The organism is Candidatus Sphingomonas phytovorans (assembly GCA_029202385.1).
Taxonomy (GTDB): domain Bacteria; phylum Pseudomonadota; class Alphaproteobacteria; order Sphingomonadales; family Sphingomonadaceae; genus Sphingomonas; species Sphingomonas phytovorans.
Genome location: CP119314.1, coordinates 3,322,506 through 3,339,152, shown reverse-complemented (window position 1 = coordinate 3,339,152; position 16,647 = coordinate 3,322,506). Strand labels below are relative to the sequence as shown.

The following is a 16,647-nucleotide window of genomic DNA, read 5'->3' as shown; positions in this document are numbered from 1 at the left end:
ATACCCAGCCTAGACAATGTCCGCAGCGGTGCAATTGCGGATATTGCACCGGAATGATTGTTACTTCTGACTTTACAGCCTGAAACGCCATCGTCACTCTGATAGACGGCAGGGCGCCTGGCGTGCGACTGACGGTCAAGGGGAAAACCATGGCGACGAACATCAATGGCGCAAGCGATCGTTCAGTTTCGATCGGCCGGATATTCAGCCGGGCGTTCGGGACGATGGGCGGTAATCCGGTAACGGTCTTCGGCATCTCGCTGGTGTTCAGCGCGCTGCCCGGGGTCGTCATCAACCTGGTTAGCCAGCGCCTGGGCTTTGTGCCGCAGAATCTGGCGACGGGCGTGATCACGCCAGCCCTCTATTTTACCATCGCGGCCGTCGTCTTCGTGCTCAGCATCGCGTTCGTCATGCTGGCACAGGGCGCTCTGATGCGCGCCACCGCGGCCCATAGTGAAGGGCGTGAGGCCAGTTTCGGTGAGTCGGCGATGGTCGGGCTGCGAGTGATCGTGCCGCTGTTCGTGCTTGGCCTGCTGCTGGCCATCGGCGTCGCTTTCGGCTTCCTCCTGCTGATCGTGCCGGGCGTCATCCTCTATCTCATGTGGGCTGTTGCCGCGCCGGCATTGGTGGAGGAGAAGACGGGCATCCTTGGTTCTTTCGGCCGCAGCAGCTATCTGACCAAGGGCGCGCGCTGGAAAGTCCTCGGTCTCGGTCTCATCATGGTGGTAATCTGCTGGATCTTCTCGGCCGTGGTCGACGTCCTCCTGCTCAGCATATATGGTCTGAACGGACTCGCCGCCGCTGCGCAGGATGGGTTGCCGCTCGGTTTCCTCCTGGTGAGCGCAGTGCTCTCGACCGTCGTCACCGCCATCGTCGCGACCATCCAGACCTCGCTCTATATCGAACTGCGCGACTGGAAGGATGGACCCGCGACCGAGGCGCTGACCGAGATCTTCGCCTGAGTTGATCGCGGCGGGTCAGGCCATGGGCCATGGGCCATGGCCGTTGCGGGCGGCACGTACTGACCCTATCCCATGGCCATGGAACAGCCTGACGCAGCGCCGCGCGCGACTTTCATCGCCAGACTCGCCCTTGCCGGTCTGCTCGGATTGCTTGGGCTTTGGATTGCCTGGACTTTCCTGCCATCGCTTGCCTGGGCGGTGGTGATCGCGGTCGCGATCGATCCGGTGCACATGCGGCTGCGCGAGCGATGGCCAGGTCCGGCCGGCCGGACCTGGACGGCTGCGACGATCGCGCTGCTGGTCGCGCTGGTCGTACTGGTGCCAGTAGCCGCCGGCATCACCCAGGCCGCGCGGGAGGCGCATGACGTTTCGATCTGGATCACCCAGGCACAGGCGAATGGCCTGCCATTGCCCGGCTGGGTGGCCAAGGTGCCGGTCGGCCGCGAGATGCTCACGACCTGGTGGCAGGCGAACCTTGCCACCCCCGAAGGCGCGGTCAACCAGTTCCACCATCTCCGCGACGTCGCCGATACGCGCCTGATCGGCAGCAACGTGCTGCACCGGCTGGTCGTTTTCGTCTTCACCCTGCTGACCCTGTTCTTCCTCCTGCGCGACCGGGATTCGATCATCGCGCAGCTCCGTCGGGCCGGGGACCGCCTGTTCGGCCCGACCGGGGAACGCGTCGGCGTCCAGGCGCTACGCTCGATCCGCGGGACGATCGACGGTTTGGTCCTGGTCGGCATCGGGGAGGGGGCGGTGATGACCCTGGTCTATATCACCCTTGGCGTGCCGCACCCCTTGCTGCTCGGTGCGGTGACTGCGGTGGCCGCGATGATCCCGTTCGGCGCGGCGCTTGTCTTCGCGATCGCCGGTGCCTTGCTTGTCGGCCTCGGCTCGGTCGGCGGTGCGGTGGCGGTGATGGTGATCGGGCTGGTCGTGGTCGGCATCGCCGATCATTTCATCCGGCCAGTCCTGATCGGCGGCGCGACCCGGCTACCCTTTTTGTGGGTGCTGATCGGCATTCTCGGCGGCGTCGAGACCTTGGGACTGCTCGGCCTGTTCATCGGCCCCGCGACGATGGCAGTGCTGGTCATGCTGTGGCGCGAATTTCTCGAGCAACCGGAGCAGGGACAGGACGATGCGTCCCCGGCGGCGTGATATGACTGCCCGTGCAGGAGCCGACAATGTCGGATGAGCGCAAGCCTCGAAAAATGGAGATCCGGATCGCGGTCGATGCGGGGGACTCGCTCGAAGGCACCTGGGATCAGGAAAAGCAATTCCTGAAGATCAGGGCGATGCGGGACGGCGAGCCTGTCAGCGCTCGCGGCATAACCGAAACCACCTTCTACGAAGGAACGGGGCGACGCAAATTCATCCATGAAACGATGTTCGGGAAATCTTCCGACTTCACTGTCGATCCCGACGAGACGCTCCGGCTCTATCATCAGGTCTGGGCGGTGGACACCAACAGCAAGCCCGGCTTTGGCGGAATCATGAACGTGACCGGCGTCTCCGTGGTGGCGACCGATGGCAGCAACGTCATCGCGCCGGTGGCGGTGCTGTTCTTCGGCCGGACGGCGGGCAAGGCCGAGCTCTACGGATGGCGGCGCTTCATCGATGTCGCGCTATCCAATCCGCGATATGATGCGGATCATCGTTATGCGCTCATCGTCGACGCTGAATATTCGAGTCTTGCCGACTTCAACCGGCGCCGGCGGCCAATTCACGGCGATTTCTACCTGCCCGATAATTTCACGCTGATCTATGCAACCGCGGACAAACCGGACAGCATCCTCAATCGAGCGTTGCGGGCGAGCGACGCCATGGCGACGAAATATCGGGAGCATGTGCTCAAGCTACCCCGCAACGCTGCCTATTTTGCCGATATCGTGGACGAGGAAACACATCAGGTCGCGGTGGGCCTGATCCAGCCTGAATAGTCGGGGCCGCTTCTCAGTATACCCCGCCAACCGCCTGCACCGTCGCCACCGCGATCTGCAACCGGCTGGTGCGCACATCGAGCAGGGAGCGCTGCGCGTCGAGCGCCGCGGTCTGGGCCGTCACCACCTCCAGATAATCCGACGCGCCGTCGCGATAGCGGATCAGGGCGAGGTCGCGGGTGCGCTCGGCGGCGGTCGTCGCGTTCTGCTGATCGGTCTCCTGCACGACAAGATGGCGGGCACGGGCGAGATCGTTCTCCACTTCGCGAAAGGCGGTCAGCACGGTCGAACGATAGCTGGCGGCGGCTTCGTCATATTGCGCCCGGCTGATTTTCACCCGCGCGCGCCGCGCGCCGCCGTCGAAGATCGACAAAGCAGCCGACAGCGGCCCGAGTGCCCAGAAAGCATTCGGCGCGCTGAAGATGCTCGTGTTGCCTGCCTCGAATCCGCCGGCCCCGCCCAGGCTGAGCGAGGGGTAGAGCGCAGCTCGCGCGACGCCGATCCGGGCGTTGGCGGCCGCGATGCGCTCGGCCGCGGCGACGATGTCGGGACGGCGCTGGAGCAGGTCGGACGGTACGCCGACGGGGATCGCCGGCGGGGCGACCGGGGCCCCGGATACGGGCAGAGAGAAGCTGGAGGGGGATTCGCCCACCAGGATCGCGACCGCGTGTTCAAGCGCGGCACGATCCGCAGCGACGGAGGACAGTTCGGCCTTTGCGCTCGACAGGATGGAGGCGGCCCGGCTGACGTCGATGCCGGAGGCGATGCCGCCCGAATGTCGCGTGTCGGTCAGGTCATAGGCACGCTGGAAGGCCTCGACCGTCTGCCTGAGCAGGGTGATGCGCGCATCGAGCCCGCGCATCCGCACATAATTATCGGCCAGCGCCGCCTGGAGGCCGAGCCGCACGGCGGCGAGATCCTGTGCGCTGGCGCGGGCATCGGCCGCGCCGGCCTTGATCGAATTGCGCACCCGGCCGAACAGGTCGATCTCGTAGGAAAGCGAAGCGCCGATGCGCAGGTCGTTATCGGTCACCGCGGCGCCGGAGCCGAAGGGCCGCCCGGCGGAGACGCGCGAGCGTTCGGCAAGCGCGCCGGCGTCAACGCGGGGCAGCGCCTGCGCGCCTGCCTCGCGCAGCGCGGCGCGGGCCTGGTCGTAGCGCGCGACGGCCGCGGCCAGATCCGGATTGGCCGACTCGATCCGGGATTCAAGATCGTTGAGCGTCGGATCGGCGAACAACGTCCACCATTTGCCTGCCTCGGGCGGCGTCGCGGCGACAGGCCCCCATGGGCCAAGTTCCTTATAGGCCGGCGCTGCAGGGCTGGGCGGGAGCGTTTCGGGTGGCGCCAGCGAGCAAGCGGTGAGGGTGGTTGCAAGGAGCGCGGCTATAAATCCCCTTCTCTTCAGCGGAGGGTTTGGAAGAGACACGCTACCCATCTCAGCTTGCCGCACGGGTCGGCCCCGGCCTGGTCGTGCGCACGGCATCACCGGTCTGGAGCGAGTCGGGCGGGTTGTCGATCACGCGGTCATTGGCGCTGAGCCCGGCGCTGATCTCGACATTGTCCCCGTTGTCGCGGCCGATCGTGACCGTCTTGAGCAGGGCCTTCCCGTCAGGCCCGATCACGGCGACCTGCGTGCCGTTCGCGCCGATGATCATCGCGCTCGGCGGCAGACGGACGCCGGCGCCCGGGCTGCCCGCGCCGAGCGGCAGCTTGACCTGGGCATAAGCGCCTGGCTTCAGCGCTTTGTCGCCATTCGCCGCCTGGAACTCCATCAGCACCGTGCCCGATTGCGGATCGACCGCGCCGGCGCTGCGCACGAGCTGGATGTCGAAATCGCGCCCCGGATATTCGGGAACGTTAAGCGAGGCGTGAAGGCCGGGATGGAAAGCGCCCGAATAGGGCTGGGGCACGCGGACATAGATGCGCATCCGCCCGATATCGGCGACGGTGAAGAGCGGGGTCGAGGCGGCGGTGCCGGCGGTGACGAGCGCGCCGATCTGGGTTGAGCGGCTGGTGACCACGCCGGAGAAGGGGGCCACCAGATGAGTGAATCCCTGCAGCGCGCCGAGCCGGCGGACGTTCGCGTTCGCCGCGTTGGCGATCGCGGTCTTGGCGGCGAGATCGCCGATCTTCTCGTCGGTCTCCTGCTTCGACACCGCGTCCTTCGCGAGGAGATTGTTCCAGCGCGTGGCGGTCGACTGGGCGAGCGCGCGATTGGCCTGGGCGGTCTGGAGGTCGGCCCGGGCGGCGGCGACCTGCTGGTCGACCTCGGGCGCGTCGAGCACCGCGAGCACCTGCCCGGCGCGCACGGGATCGCCGATATCGACGAACCAGCGGCTGATATAGCCGGTGGTGCGGGCATAGATCGCCGCGCTGTTATAGGCCTGGACGCTCCCCGGCAGGGTCAGCGCCTCGGCCTTTTCGGCAGCCGTCGGGCGGATGATCGTGACGACCGGGGTCGATTGTGCATCGGTCCAGCGTGTCAGGCTGCTTTCGGCGCGCATCCGGCTGAAGATGCCGAACGCGACAACCAGCAAGGCGATCGCCACGGCGACGATCGCGAAGAGGCGCAAATTGTTCCTGGGCCGTGATTCAACGGTATCGATACGGGTTTCAAGCATGCGATTCCTCCAGCGCGGCGGCGCGCTTGCTTGCCTTTTCGGCATCCCGGCGATGGGCGATGCTGAAGATCACCGGCACGAACATCAATGTCGCGATCGTCGCCACGATCAACCCGCCGATCACGGCGCGGCCCAGTGGCGCGTTCTGCTCGCCACCTTCGCCAAGTCCGAGCGCCATCGGCAGCATGCCGATGACCATGGCGAGTGCCGTCATCAGCACCGGGCGGAACCGCGTCATCCCCGCCTCCAGTGCTGCCTTCGTCGCATCGGCGTGCTCGGCGAGCCGTTCGCGAGCGAAGCTGACGACCAGGATCGAATTGGCGGTGGCGACGCCCATGCACATGATCGCGCCGGTCAGCGCCGGCACCGACAGCGTGGTGCCGGTGATGAACAGCATCCAGATGATGCCGGCGATCGCGCCGGGCAGGGCGGTGATGATGACGAACGGATCGAGCCAGCTCTGGAAGTTCACCACGATCAGCAGGTAGATCAGCAGGATCGCGCCGATCAGGCCGAAGAACAGGCCGGAGAAGGCGGTGTTCATCGTCTGGTACTGGCCGCGCAGCGTGACGGTCACGCCCTTGGGTGCCTGCGCCTTCATCTGTTTCAGCACATGGTTGATGTCGCCGGCCACCGCGCCGAGATCGCGGCCATTAGGGGTCGCGAAGATGTCGATCGATGGCGCGATATTGTAATGGGAGACGACCGCGGCCGCGTTTCCGCGCACGAGGGTGGAGATGCCGCCAAGCACCTGCGATCCGGCATGGCCGGTGCCGGTGATCGGGATGTTCTGCAGGTCGCTGAGCGATCCGACCTGATATTCCGGCGTCTGCGCGACGACTGAATAGGACACGCCGTTCTCCGGGTTGAGGTAGAAGACCGGGGATGTCTGGCCCGATCCGGCGAGCGCGCCCGACAGGCCGTTGGTCACGTCGCGCTCGGTCAGGCCGAACTGGCTGATCCGGCTGCGGTCGACCGCGACGCGCATCTCGGGATAACGCGCCGATTGCTGGATGCGCGCGTCGGCCACGCCCGGAATGGTCTGGAGCTTGCGCAGGATATTGCGCGCATAGGCATAGTTGGCGGCTTGATCCCGCCCGCCCGCAATCTGAACGTCGATCGGCGCGGGCGCGCCGAAATTCAGGATCTGGCTGGTGATGTCGGCGGGCAGGAAGGAGAAGGTCGTGCCGGGGAAGGCGCCGGGCAGCGCCTCGCGCAGCTTGCGGACATAGTCGGCCGTCGGCGCATGGTCCTTCGAAAGCTGGATCAGGATGTCGCCGTCCTGCGGACCGATCGTGCCGGAATTATTGTAGATCACATTGATGCCGCTGAACGGCAGGCCGATATTGTCGACGATCGAGACCAGTTCCCGCGCCGGGATGATCTGGCGGATGCGGCGCTGGATGCGATCGAACTCAGCCGATGTCTGTTCGATGCGCGAGCCGACCGGGGTCCGGACGTGCATGGTGATCTGCCCGGCATCGACCGACGGGAAGAAATTCTGTCCGAGGAACGGCACCAGCAGGAACGACACCGCCACGACTGCCAGGAAGCCGATCACGAAGCGCCGGCCGGAGCCGAGCGCGCGTTCAAGCAAGGCGCCATATCCGGTGCGGATGCGTTCGAACCGCGCCTCGAACCCGCGCTGGAAACGGACGAGCGGGTTGCGCGAATCCGGCCTGCCCGCCTCGTGGAGATGGCCGGGCGCATGCGGTTTCAGCAGGAACATCGCCATGGTCGGGACAAGCGTGCGTGACAGGATGAACGACGCGATCATCGCGAATACCACGGCGAACGCGAGCGGCACGAACAGGAAACCGGCGACTCCCGGCAGGAAGAACATCGGCACGAACACGATGCAGATGCACAGCAGCGAGACGAAGGCGGGCGTCACGATCTGAGCGGCGCCGTCGAGGATGGAGGGGATGACGCCCTTGCCCTGTTCCATGTGCCAGTTGATGTTCTCGATCGTCACCGTCGCGTCGTCGACCAGAATGCCGACCGCGAGGCTTAGCCCGCCCAGGGTCATGATGTTCAGCGTCTGGCCCGTCGCGGCCAGCGCGATCAGCGCGGCGAGAATCGCGAGCGGAATGGAAATGGCGATGATGACGGTGGACCGCCACGACCCGAGGAACAGCAGGATCATCAGGCTGGTCAGCGCGGCCGCGATCGCGCCTTCCTTGATCACGCCGTTGATCGCCGCCTTTACGAACAGGGACTGGTCGCCGATCGGCACGATCTTCAAGGCATCCGGCAAACTCGCCTGCGCGCCCGGCAACGCGTCCTTGATTCCCTGCACGATCGCCAGGGTGGAGGTCGCGCCGTTCTTCAGGATCGTCATCAGAACGGATCGCGATCCGTCGACATGGACGACGTTGGTCTGCGGTGCGGTGCCGTCGCGGACATGGGCGACGTCGCGCATATAGATGGTGCCGCCATCGACCACCTTGATCGGCAGCGCGTTGAGCTCCTCGATCGATCCCGGCGCATTGTTGAGCCGCACCGTGTACTGATAGCCGCCGATCTTCACGAAGCCGGCCGGGTTGATCTGGTTCTGCGCGGCAATGGCGTTGGTCACGTCCTGCGCCGAGAGCCCCTTTGACTGGAGTGCCTGGGGATCCATGTCGATCTGGATCTGGCGCGAGCGCCCGCCCGAGGGATAGGGGATGGCGGCGCCGGGCACCGTCACCAGCGCAGGCCGGATATTGTTCTGCGCAAGATCGAACATGCGCCCTTCGGACAGCCCCTTGCCCGACAGCGCGAGCTGAAGGATCGGCACGGTGGAGGCGTTGTAGTTCAAGATCAGCGGGGGCGTGGTGCCGACTGGCATCTGCCGCACCGCCGTCTGCGATACCGATGTCACCTGAGCGGTGGCGGTGCGGATGTCGACGCCCGGCTGGAAATAGATTTTCACGATGCCGATGCCGGGCATCGACTGGCTCTCGATATGGTCGATATCGTTGACCGTGGTCGTCAGGATGCGCTCATATGGCGTGATGATGCGGCCCGACATGTCCTCTGGCGAGAGGCCGGCATAGTTCCAGGCCGTGGCAATCACCGGCACCCGGATCTCGGGGAAGATATCGACCGGGGTGCGCGCCGCCGCCAGCACGCCGACGATGGCGATCAGGATGGCCATGACGATGAAGGTCAGCGGACGTGCCAGCGCTACCTTGACGATACCGATCATTTGGGTCCGATCATGGCGGATCTCCGGGTCCCGGGGAGGGAATGCGACTGAGTCTTCTGGCGGCCGAATGAGCTTTTGCTGCACTTGCGTCCAATATGATTTGACCCCGGATCAAGACGTGCGACATATCGATCATGGAGCTTCGCCACCTGCGCTATTTCGTCGCCGTCGCCGACGAACTGCATTTCGGGCGCGCGGCACAGCGTCTGGGGGTGTCGCAGCCGCCGCTCAGCCAGCAGATCAGGGCGCTTGAGGATGAACTTGGCGTGCGCCTGTTCGAACGCAGCAGTCGCAAGGTGGTGCTGACGGAGGCGGGCCGGGTCTTCCTTGATCAGGCCCGCGCCACCCTGACTCAGGCGGAACATGCGGTGGACGTGGCGAAGCGCGCGGCGCGGGGCGATTTCGGCAGGCTCACGGTAGGTTTCAATCCTTCGGCGCCGTTCGTGCCCGCGGTTGCCCGTGCGATCTTCGATTTCCGGCAACGCTATCCGGAGATGCGGATCGAGCTGCTCGAACTTTCACCGGGCGCGCAGGTCGCCGAGCTCGCGTCCGGCGAGATCGACATCAGCTTCCTGCGCAGTCCGACGCCGCCGCTGGTGCCGCCGGGTATCGTCGCGACACGCGTGCTTGAGGAACGGCTCTATATCGCGATGCGATCGGACCATCGCTTTGCCCGCAAGACCAGCCTGTCGTTCAAGGACCTGCACGGCGAGCCGATGATCTTCTATTCGAGCGAGCAGAAGGGCAGCTTCGCCGGGCATTTCCTCGACATGCTGCACGAGGTCGGCGTCGAGCCGGTCATGGCGCAGGACGTTCGCGAGATATCGACGTTGTTCGGCCTGGTCGTCGCCGGACTGGGCACGGCGGTACTGGCGGAATCGCTGCGCGCGCTCCAGCCGGCCGGGCTGGTCTATCGCCCGCTGCGCGACAAGAAGGCGATCTCCTCGCTCTGGATACTCAGCGCGAAGAATGCCGCTGGCGTGGTCGCGCGGCAGTTCCTCGACATTCTCGAAGCATCGGGGCCGGAGGTCTCGCAACAGAAAAACCCGCCCCGGAATGGGCTGTAAAGCACGCGCTTAGTAGTTCGCGATCCGGAACGCGCAGCATCGGAATTGACTGCGTTGCCGCTTGAAGAGGTTCTCCTTGAAGCCCTCCGGATGGCTGACCAGGACGACACGTCTAACTTTCGCCTCCTTGCATCTTCGCGACTGTTCTCTTGCTGCTTTACAAGTGCAATACACCTGATAGGCTTTGCTCCGACCGGAGGGAATCCATGCTGAAGATCGAGAAGCTCACCCATGTCTATGGCAACGGCACGGTGGCGCTGGACGGCGTCGACCTGACCATCCCGCCTGGCATGTTCGGGTTGCTCGGCCCCAACGGCGCCGGCAAGTCGACCCTGATGCGCACGGTCGCGACCCTGCAGACGCCGACATCGGGCGGTATCGACTTCGACGGGCTGGATGTCATCGCCGAGCCGGAGAAATTGCGCCGGACGCTCGGCTATCTGCCGCAGGACTTCGGCGTTTATCCGCGCGTGTCGGCCTACGACATGCTCGATCACATGGCGGTGCTGAAGGGCATCTCCGGCCGCGGCGAGCGCAAGGCGACGGTCGAGGGATTGCTCAATCAGGTCAATCTCTGGGGCGTGCGCAAAAAGGCGCTGGCCGGCTTCTCCGGCGGCATGCGCCAGCGTTTCGGCATCGCCCAGGCGCTGATCGGCGGGCCGAAGCTGATCATCGTCGACGAGCCGACCGCCGGTCTCGACCCGGAGGAGCGCAACCGCTTCCTCAACCTGCTCGGCGAGATCGGCGACAGCGTCGTGGTGATCCTGTCGACTCATATCGTCGAGGACGTGGCCGATCTCTGCCCGCGCATGGCGGTGCTGGCGGGGGGACGAATCCTGCTTGAGGGCGCGCCGCTCGATCTGATCGCGGCGACTCAGGGGCGCATCTGGGAAAAGACCATCGACCGTGAGGAACTCGAGGGATATCGCGAGCGCCACCGCGTGATATCGACGCGCCTCTTCGCCGGGCGGACGGTCATCCATGTCCTTGCCGATGCCGCACCAGGTGCCGGTTTTCACCCGGTATCGGGGGGGCTTGAGGATGTCTATTTCTCCACGCTCGACACCTCGCGCCGCGCGGCCTGACGCCCATGTTCCGCGGCATCTTCGGCTTCGAGCTCCGCTACCAGCTGCGCAATCCGGTCTTCTGGGTCGCGGTGGTCACCTTCTTCCTGTGCGGCTTCGGCGCGACCACGATCGACCAGCTCCAGATCGGGTCGGGGGGCAACGTCCACAAGAACGCCCCCTATGCGATCGCGCAGATCGTGATGATCATGTCGATCTTCTACATGTTCGTCTCGACCGCATTCGTCGCCAATGTGGTCGTGCGCGACGACGAGACCGGCTTCGGCCCGATCGTGCGCGCCACGCGGATCACCCGAACCGCCTATCTGCTTGGCCGCTATTCCGGCGCCTATGTGGCCGCCGCGCTTGGCTTCCTTGCCGTTCTGGCCGGCATCTGGATCGGCACCTTCATGCCCTGGGTCGACCGCGAGGTGCTCGGCCCGAACATGTTCTCCTATTATGCGATGCCCTTCCTGCTGGTCGGGCTGCCGAATCTCCTGCTCACCTCGGCGCTGTTCTTCGCGCTTGCGACGGCAACCCGGTCGATGATGGCGACCTATCTCGGTGTCGTCGGGTTCCTTATCCTGTGGACGATCGCCAGTATCGTGCTCGATCGCAACCCGGCCTATGAACTGGCTGGGGCCTATGGCGAGCCGTTCGGCGTGGGCGCCTTTTCCTATGCGACCAAATACTGGACGGCGGCGGATCGCAACACGCTCGTCCCGCCGATCGACGGCATGTTCCTGTGGAACCGCGCCGTCGTCGTCGCGATCGGCCTCGGCGCGCTGGCGGTGGCGGTCGCCACCTTCAGTTTCGGTACCAGGCCGTCAAAGGCGAGCAGGCGCGCACTGAGGCTGCAGCAGCAGGTCGAGGCGCGCGCGCCGACCGGTCCGACCGGTCCCCTGCCGGTACCCAGCTTCGGTCGAGCGACCGCCTTCGCCCAGCTCCGCGTGCGCACCGCGCTCGAGCTCGGCCAGGTGTTCAAGAGCCCGGCCTTCTTCGTCCTGATGGCGCTCGGCCTGTTCAACGCGGCCGGCGCGATGGTCGATATCGGCGAGCTGTTCGGCACGCCGGTGCTGCCGGTGACGCGCGTGGTGATCGGCCTGCTTGAAGGGTCCTTCAGCATCATCCCGGTGATCATCGCGATCTATTATGCCGGCGAACTCGTCTGGCGCGAGCGCGACCGCAAGATCCATGAGATCATCGATGCGTCGGCGATTCCCGACTGGGCCTATGTGGTGCCAAAGGCGCTCGCTGTCCTGCTGGTGATGTTCTCGACCCTGCTGGTCAGCGTGCTTGCCGGCCTCGGGGCACAGCTGCTTCACGGCTATACCGACGTCGAGCTCGGCAAATATCTCCTCTGGTACGTGCTGCCCGACACGATCGGCTTCACGCTGATCGCGGTGCTTGCCGTCTTCATCCAGGCGCTCAGCCCGAACAAATATCTCGGCTGGGGCTTGATGGTGTTCTATTTCATCATCGTCCGGGTCACGCTGCGCAATCTCGGCTTCGGCGATGCGCTCTATAATTACGGGCAAATCCCGGGCGTGCCGCTGTCCGACATGAACGGGCAGGGGCGTTTCTGGATCGGGGCGTACTGGCTGCGGCTCTACTGGTCGGCGTTCGCGCTGATCCTGCTGGTGCTGGCCCATGCGCTCTGGCGGCGCGGCACCGAGACCCGGCTGCGGCCACGGCTGAAACGCCTCCCGCGCCGGCTGTCCGGCACGGCCGGGCTGGTTGGCGGGGTTGCGCTCGCGGTGTTCGTCGCGAGCGGGGTGTACATCTTCATCAACACCCATGTCTGGAACAGGTACAGCACGCCCGTCTCCGACGACGCTTTCACGGCAGAATATGAAAAGACGCTGCTGCCCTACCAGAAGCTGCCCCAGCTCTCCGTCGCGGCGGCGCGCGTCGCGGTCGACCTGCGTCCGCAGGAGCCCGGCCTCACTGCAAAGGGCATTCTGACCCTCGTCAACCGGACCTCCGGGCCGATCCGCGACGTGCACGTCCGTCTTGACGATCGGGTGACGAAGATCGGTTCGATTGTTATTCCAGGCGCGACGCTGGCGCGGGACTATCCGAAATTCCAGTACCGCATCTACCGGCTCGCGGCGCCGCTCGCGCCGGGCGGCGAGACCAGCCTGACCTTCAGTAGCGAGCGGACCCAGCGCGGCTTCCGGAACAGCGGCAACGATACGCGGGTCGTGCAGAACGGCACCTTCGTCAATAACTTCGAATTCGTGCCGACGATCGGCATGGACCGGAACGGCATGCTGCAGGACCGGACCAAGCGCCGCAAATACGGCCTTCCGCCCGAGCTTCGGCCGGCAAAGCTGGAGGATATGGCCGCGACGCGTTTCAGCCAGCTCCGCACCGACTGGATCAGGACTGACATCACCGTCACCACCGATGCCGGCCAGACGCCGATCGCGCCCGGCTACAAGGTCAGCGATAGGACCGCGAACGGCCGTCGCACCGCGCGCTTCGTCGTCGATGCCCCGATCCAGAATTTCTATTCGGTCCAGTCGGCGCGCTATGTCGAAAAGCATGTGATGCACCACGGCATCGACCTGTCGGTCTATTACGATGCCCGCCACGGCCGGAACGTCGATCGTATGCTCGCAGCCTTCGCGCACGGGCTCGATTATTATCAGCCGAATTTCGGCCCTTATCAGTTCCGGCAGGCGCGCATCATCGAGTTCCCGGATTATGCCCAGTTCGCCCAGGCGTTCGCCGGCACCATGCCTTATTCGGAAGGCATCGGCTTCATCGCGGATCTCTCCGATCCGGAGAAGATCGACTATGTCACCTATGTCACGGCGCATGAACTGGGCCATCAATGGTGGGCGCATCAGGCGATCGGTGCCGACATGCAGGGCGCGACGATGCTTACGGAGACGCTGGCGCAATATTCAGCGCTGATGGTGATGGAGAAGCTTTACGGCCGCGACCAGATCCGTCGTTTCCTGAAGTTCGAGCTCGACCGCTATCTGCGCGCGCGGGGCGGCGAGGTGATCGAGGAACTGCCGCTCTACCGCGTCGAGAACCAGCAATATATCCATTACCGCAAGGGATCGCTGGTCATGTACCGGCTGAAGGATGCGCTGGGCGAGGAACGCGTCAATGCGGCGCTGAAGCGGTATCTCGAACGCTTCCGCTTCAAGGGAGCGCCTTATCCGCGCTCGCTAGACCTGATCGCCGAGTTCCGGAAAGGCGCCAGCCCCGAGGAGCAGGCGCTGATCACCGACCTGTTCGAACGCATCTCGCTTTACGACATCAAGACCAAAGGTGCCGTGGTGAAGAAGCTGCCCGACGGCCGGTTCGAAACCACCCTGACGGTCGAGGCCCACAAGCTCTATGCTGACGGCAAGGGCAAGGAGACCGAGGCACCGATGGCCGAGCAGGCGGAATTCGGCCTGTTCACGGCAATGCCGGGGCGCGGTGCGTTCGCGAAGAAGGACGTGCTGCTTCTCCAGCGCCTGCCTTTGAGGACCGGGACGCAGACCGTGAAGCTGGTCACGGCAAGGAAGCCGGCCTTTGCGGGCACTGACCCCTACAATATCCGTATCGACCGCAACTCCGAAGACAATGTCATCGCGACGACGGGGTGAGCGTCGAGAGGCCGCCTGCCGAACCTGATTGCATCAGGGACAATCGCTACGGGACTTTACGCACTTGCGGTCAATCGTGCTGCGGTGCACAACGATCAGGCCTTTCAGGCATCCTCTCCTAAAACTTTTTCGGGTCGGTCCTTCGGGACCGGCCCGTTTTTTTGTTGTTACCGCCTGTCGGAGTGTCGAGGCATGCCCGATCGGGGCGGGGAGAGGTCGGCCTTCAGCGCCGCGAGCAGATCCCGCCACCACTCGCCATGGCGCTTGAGGAACTGAATGCCGACCATGCCGTGGCGCGCCGCATGTGGAGCCGGGATGCTGTCCCAGCCGAGATGCTCGACCGTGACACGCGTTTCCGCGCCGATCGCTTCGAAGCGCACATCGACCAGAGTCGACTGGTCGTCGACGAAACTCGCCTGGCGCCAGGTCAGTCCGAGCCGAACGCCCGGTTCCCAGTGCGTGACCTTGCCGATCTCGAACTCGGTGCCGTCGGCCTGGGTCTCGGTGAAGCGCCCGCCCACCATCGGTTCGATCGAGAGCATGCCGGGGCCGGCCTGCGTAAAGCGGAACATCGGGTTGGGCCGCCACCATGAATTGATATCGCGCGTGAAAGCCTCGAACACGCGCTCCGGCATTGCCGCGATGCGTAGCGCGACCATGACACGCGAACTCATGGCAATTTTTCGACATGCGCCTTGAGCGCGGCGAGCTGGTCTGCCCAGAGCTGTTCGGTCTGGTCCACCCAGGATTTGAGCCCCGCCATCGACCCTGCCTTCAGCGCATAGATACGAACCCGCGCATCATAATCAGGATGAACTTCCTCGATCAGCCCGCCCGCCTTGAGTGTGCGCAGGTGCCGGCTGAGCGCGGCGGGGCTCAGCCCGACGCTTTCGGCCAGTTCGCCGGCGCGATGCGGCCGGTCGCGCAGCAATTCCACCACGCGCCGCCGGTTGGGGTCGGCAAGCGCGGCGAGCGTGCGGTCGATCGCGGCCGCCGCGCTCAGGAGAACATCTCGATCTTGAGGCCGGTCGTCTTCTCCGATTCCTCGGGCGAAAAGGGCCGCAGATTCTGGCCGAAAGTCCAGACATGCCCTTCCGGATCGCGCGCGCGATAGGTGCGGTCGCCATAGAATTGATCGGCCGGCTCCTCTTCGATCACGGCCCCGGCGGCACGCGCCAGCGCGCAATGGGCGTCGATATCGCTGTCGATGTTGACGTGGACCGTCTGGCTGTTCTTGCCGCCGATGCTCGCCGGGCTGGCGGTATAATCGGCCCATTCGCTGCCGATCATGATATAGCCGTTGCCGAAGGTCATCTGGGCATGGACCATCTTGTTGTCAGGATCAGTGATGAGCATCGCGGGCTCGAAGCCGAAGGCCTTTTCGAGCCAGGCGAAGGCAGCCACCGGATCGCGATAGAAGATGGCGGAGGCGAGTGAGGCGCGGTCCATGGCGGGCATCCTTCACGAGTCGATCAATATTTAACGTTATACGAAAATATATTCCCCTGCGTCAATCCGGCAACGAGGCGTCCAGGTGGTGTGGAGAGGGTGAAGATGCGTATCATGCTTGCCATGCTGCTGGCGTCCATCGCGATGCCGGCGCCGGCTGAGGATCGCGCGACGCTGGTCGGCCTCTACGACGGCCACCAGATGGAGATGGGCGCCCAGCTCAACCTCAGCGCCGACGGGCGGTTCGACTATGGCCTTGTCTATGGCGCGCTCGACAAGGCGGGGCGGGGGGCGTGGGTGGTGAAGGATGGTCGCGTTCTGCTCACCAGCGACCCGGTCACGCCGCCGCGTTTCGTCTTCACCGGACAGAAACCCGCGCCTGCCGGTACGCTGCGCCTGTCGCTTGAGGCGCCAAAGGACGTGTCGCTCCAGTATTTCGACGCGGTTCTCACCTCGGCCGGGGGCGGAACCAAAGGCGGGCAATTGTCGGAAGATGGCCTGTCGCTGACGCTCGACGCCGCCGATCCGCCGGTCAGCGTCCGGATGTTCCTGCCCATGTTCGAGGTGGCGGGCGATCCGGTGGCGATCGACCCGGCCAAAGGCTATTGGCTGAGCTTCCGCTTCGAGGCGAACGATATCGGCAAGGCCGATTTCCGCGGCACGGCGCTGATGATCGACAAGGGCGATCTGGTGTTCGAACGGTTCGGCCGCACCATCCGCTTCAGGCGCGTCGGCGGCTGATG

At 64.9% G+C, this 16,647-nt stretch carries 13 protein-coding genes; 7 read left to right on the top strand and 6 right to left on the bottom strand.

Annotated elements, in window-relative coordinates:
* The first annotated feature begins 149 nt into the window (after positions 1-149).
* The 3 genes from P0Y59_15335 to P0Y59_15325 all read left to right on the top strand — a co-directional run bounded on the left by P0Y59_15335 (position 150) and on the right by P0Y59_15325 (position 2,902).
* Positions 150-962, top strand: coding sequence for a hypothetical protein (locus P0Y59_15335; protein WEJ98316.1), 813 nt, complete (start codon positions 150-152; stop codon positions 960-962).
* A gap of 78 nt (positions 963-1,040) precedes the next feature.
* Entirely contained in the window at positions 1,041-2,120 is a 1,080-nt protein-coding gene (locus tag P0Y59_15330) for an AI-2E family transporter (GenBank protein ID WEJ98315.1), read from the top strand.
* Positions 2,121-2,173: 53 nt separating this feature from the next.
* The gene (locus P0Y59_15325; protein ID WEJ98314.1) at positions 2,174-2,902 is read left to right on the top strand and encodes a hypothetical protein; all 729 of its coding nucleotides are present in this window, start codon (positions 2,174-2,176) and stop codon (positions 2,900-2,902) included.
* Between the two features lie 13 nt (positions 2,903-2,915).
* Here the strand turns inward: P0Y59_15325 and P0Y59_15320 are convergent, their stop codons facing one another.
* Genes P0Y59_15320 through P0Y59_15310 form a run of 3 tightly spaced genes read right to left on the bottom strand, consistent with a single transcriptional unit; the run spans position 2,916 to position 8,713 of the window.
* A complete protein-coding gene (locus P0Y59_15320; protein WEJ98313.1) occupies positions 2,916-4,328 on the bottom strand; it encodes an efflux transporter outer membrane subunit in 1,413 nt (470 codons plus the stop codon).
* A gap of 10 nt (positions 4,329-4,338) precedes the next feature.
* Entirely contained in the window at positions 4,339-5,523 is a 1,185-nt protein-coding gene (locus P0Y59_15315; protein WEJ98312.1) for an efflux RND transporter periplasmic adaptor subunit, read from the bottom strand.
* Positions 5,516-8,713 carry an efflux RND transporter permease subunit gene (locus P0Y59_15310; GenBank protein ID WEJ98311.1) on the bottom strand — a complete coding sequence of 1,066 codons (3,198 nt, stop codon included), beginning with the start codon at positions 8,711-8,713 and terminating at the stop codon, positions 5,516-5,518. Before P0Y59_15310 ends, P0Y59_15315 begins: the two co-directional genes overlap by 8 nt.
* Before the next feature lie 134 nt (positions 8,714-8,847).
* Between P0Y59_15310 and P0Y59_15305 the strand changes: the two genes are divergently transcribed.
* The 3 genes from P0Y59_15305 (at position 8,848) to P0Y59_15295 (ending at position 14,455) form a co-directional block, all read left to right on the top strand.
* The gene (locus tag P0Y59_15305; GenBank protein WEJ98310.1) at positions 8,848-9,780 is read left to right on the top strand and encodes a LysR substrate-binding domain-containing protein; all 933 of its coding nucleotides are present in this window, start codon (positions 8,848-8,850) and stop codon (positions 9,778-9,780) included.
* A 206-nt stretch (positions 9,781-9,986) separates the two neighbouring features.
* On the top strand, positions 9,987-10,865 hold the full coding sequence (locus tag P0Y59_15300) for an ABC transporter ATP-binding protein (protein ID WEJ98309.1): 879 nt from the start codon (positions 9,987-9,989) through the stop codon (positions 10,863-10,865).
* Positions 10,866-10,870: 5 nt separating this feature from the next.
* A complete protein-coding gene (locus tag P0Y59_15295) occupies positions 10,871-14,455 on the top strand; it encodes a M1 family aminopeptidase (GenBank protein ID WEJ98308.1) in 3,585 nt (1,194 codons plus the stop codon).
* Positions 14,456-14,622: 167 nt separating this feature from the next.
* On the opposite strand, the gene P0Y59_15290 is transcribed toward P0Y59_15295, so the two are convergent.
* Genes P0Y59_15290 through P0Y59_15280 form a run of 3 tightly spaced genes read right to left on the bottom strand, consistent with a single transcriptional unit; the run spans position 14,623 to position 15,904 of the window.
* Entirely contained in the window at positions 14,623-15,129 is a 507-nt protein-coding gene (locus P0Y59_15290; GenBank protein ID WEJ98307.1) for an SRPBCC domain-containing protein, read from the bottom strand.
* A complete protein-coding gene (locus P0Y59_15285) occupies positions 15,126-15,440 on the bottom strand; it encodes a metalloregulator ArsR/SmtB family transcription factor (protein ID WEK02590.1) in 315 nt (104 codons plus the stop codon). The genes P0Y59_15290 and P0Y59_15285 overlap by 4 nt, the downstream gene beginning before the upstream one ends.
* 14 nt (positions 15,441-15,454) lie before the next feature.
* A complete protein-coding gene (locus P0Y59_15280; GenBank protein ID WEJ98306.1) occupies positions 15,455-15,904 on the bottom strand; it encodes a VOC family protein in 450 nt (149 codons plus the stop codon).
* 105 nt (positions 15,905-16,009) lie between these two features.
* Here P0Y59_15280 and P0Y59_15275 point away from each other — a divergent pair, with 105 nt between their 5' ends.
* Positions 16,010-16,645 (top strand): hypothetical protein, encoded by a 636-nt coding sequence (locus tag P0Y59_15275; GenBank protein ID WEJ98305.1) that lies wholly within the window; start codon positions 16,010-16,012, stop codon positions 16,643-16,645.
* Positions 16,646-16,647 lie beyond the last annotated feature (2 nt).

Excerpts from the sequence above, each read along its gene's own strand:
- P0Y59_15335 (WEJ98316.1), top strand. The coding sequence starts at position 150 with ATGGCGACGAACATCAATGGCGCAAGCGATCGTTCAGTTTCGATCGGC.
- P0Y59_15330 (WEJ98315.1), top strand. The coding sequence starts at position 1,041 with ATGGAACAGCCTGACGCAGCGCCGCGCGCGACTTTCATCGCCAGACTC.
- P0Y59_15325 (WEJ98314.1), top strand. The coding sequence starts at position 2,174 with ATGGAGATCCGGATCGCGGTCGATGCGGGGGACTCGCTCGAAGGCACC.
- P0Y59_15315 (WEJ98312.1), bottom strand. The coding sequence starts at position 5,523 with ATGCTTGAAACCCGTATCGATACCGTTGAATCACGGCCCAGGAACAAT.
- P0Y59_15310 (WEJ98311.1), bottom strand. The coding sequence starts at position 8,713 with ATGATCGGTATCGTCAAGGTAGCGCTGGCACGTCCGCTGACCTTCATC.
- P0Y59_15305 (WEJ98310.1), top strand. The coding sequence starts at position 8,848 with ATGGAGCTTCGCCACCTGCGCTATTTCGTCGCCGTCGCCGACGAACTG.
- P0Y59_15300 (WEJ98309.1), top strand. The coding sequence starts at position 9,987 with ATGCTGAAGATCGAGAAGCTCACCCATGTCTATGGCAACGGCACGGTG.
- P0Y59_15295 (WEJ98308.1), top strand. The coding sequence starts at position 10,871 with ATGTTCCGCGGCATCTTCGGCTTCGAGCTCCGCTACCAGCTGCGCAAT.
- P0Y59_15290 (WEJ98307.1), bottom strand. The coding sequence starts at position 15,129 with ATGAGTTCGCGTGTCATGGTCGCGCTACGCATCGCGGCAATGCCGGAG.
- P0Y59_15280 (WEJ98306.1), bottom strand. The coding sequence starts at position 15,904 with ATGGACCGCGCCTCACTCGCCTCCGCCATCTTCTATCGCGATCCGGTG.
- P0Y59_15275 (WEJ98305.1), top strand. The coding sequence starts at position 16,010 with ATGCGTATCATGCTTGCCATGCTGCTGGCGTCCATCGCGATGCCGGCG.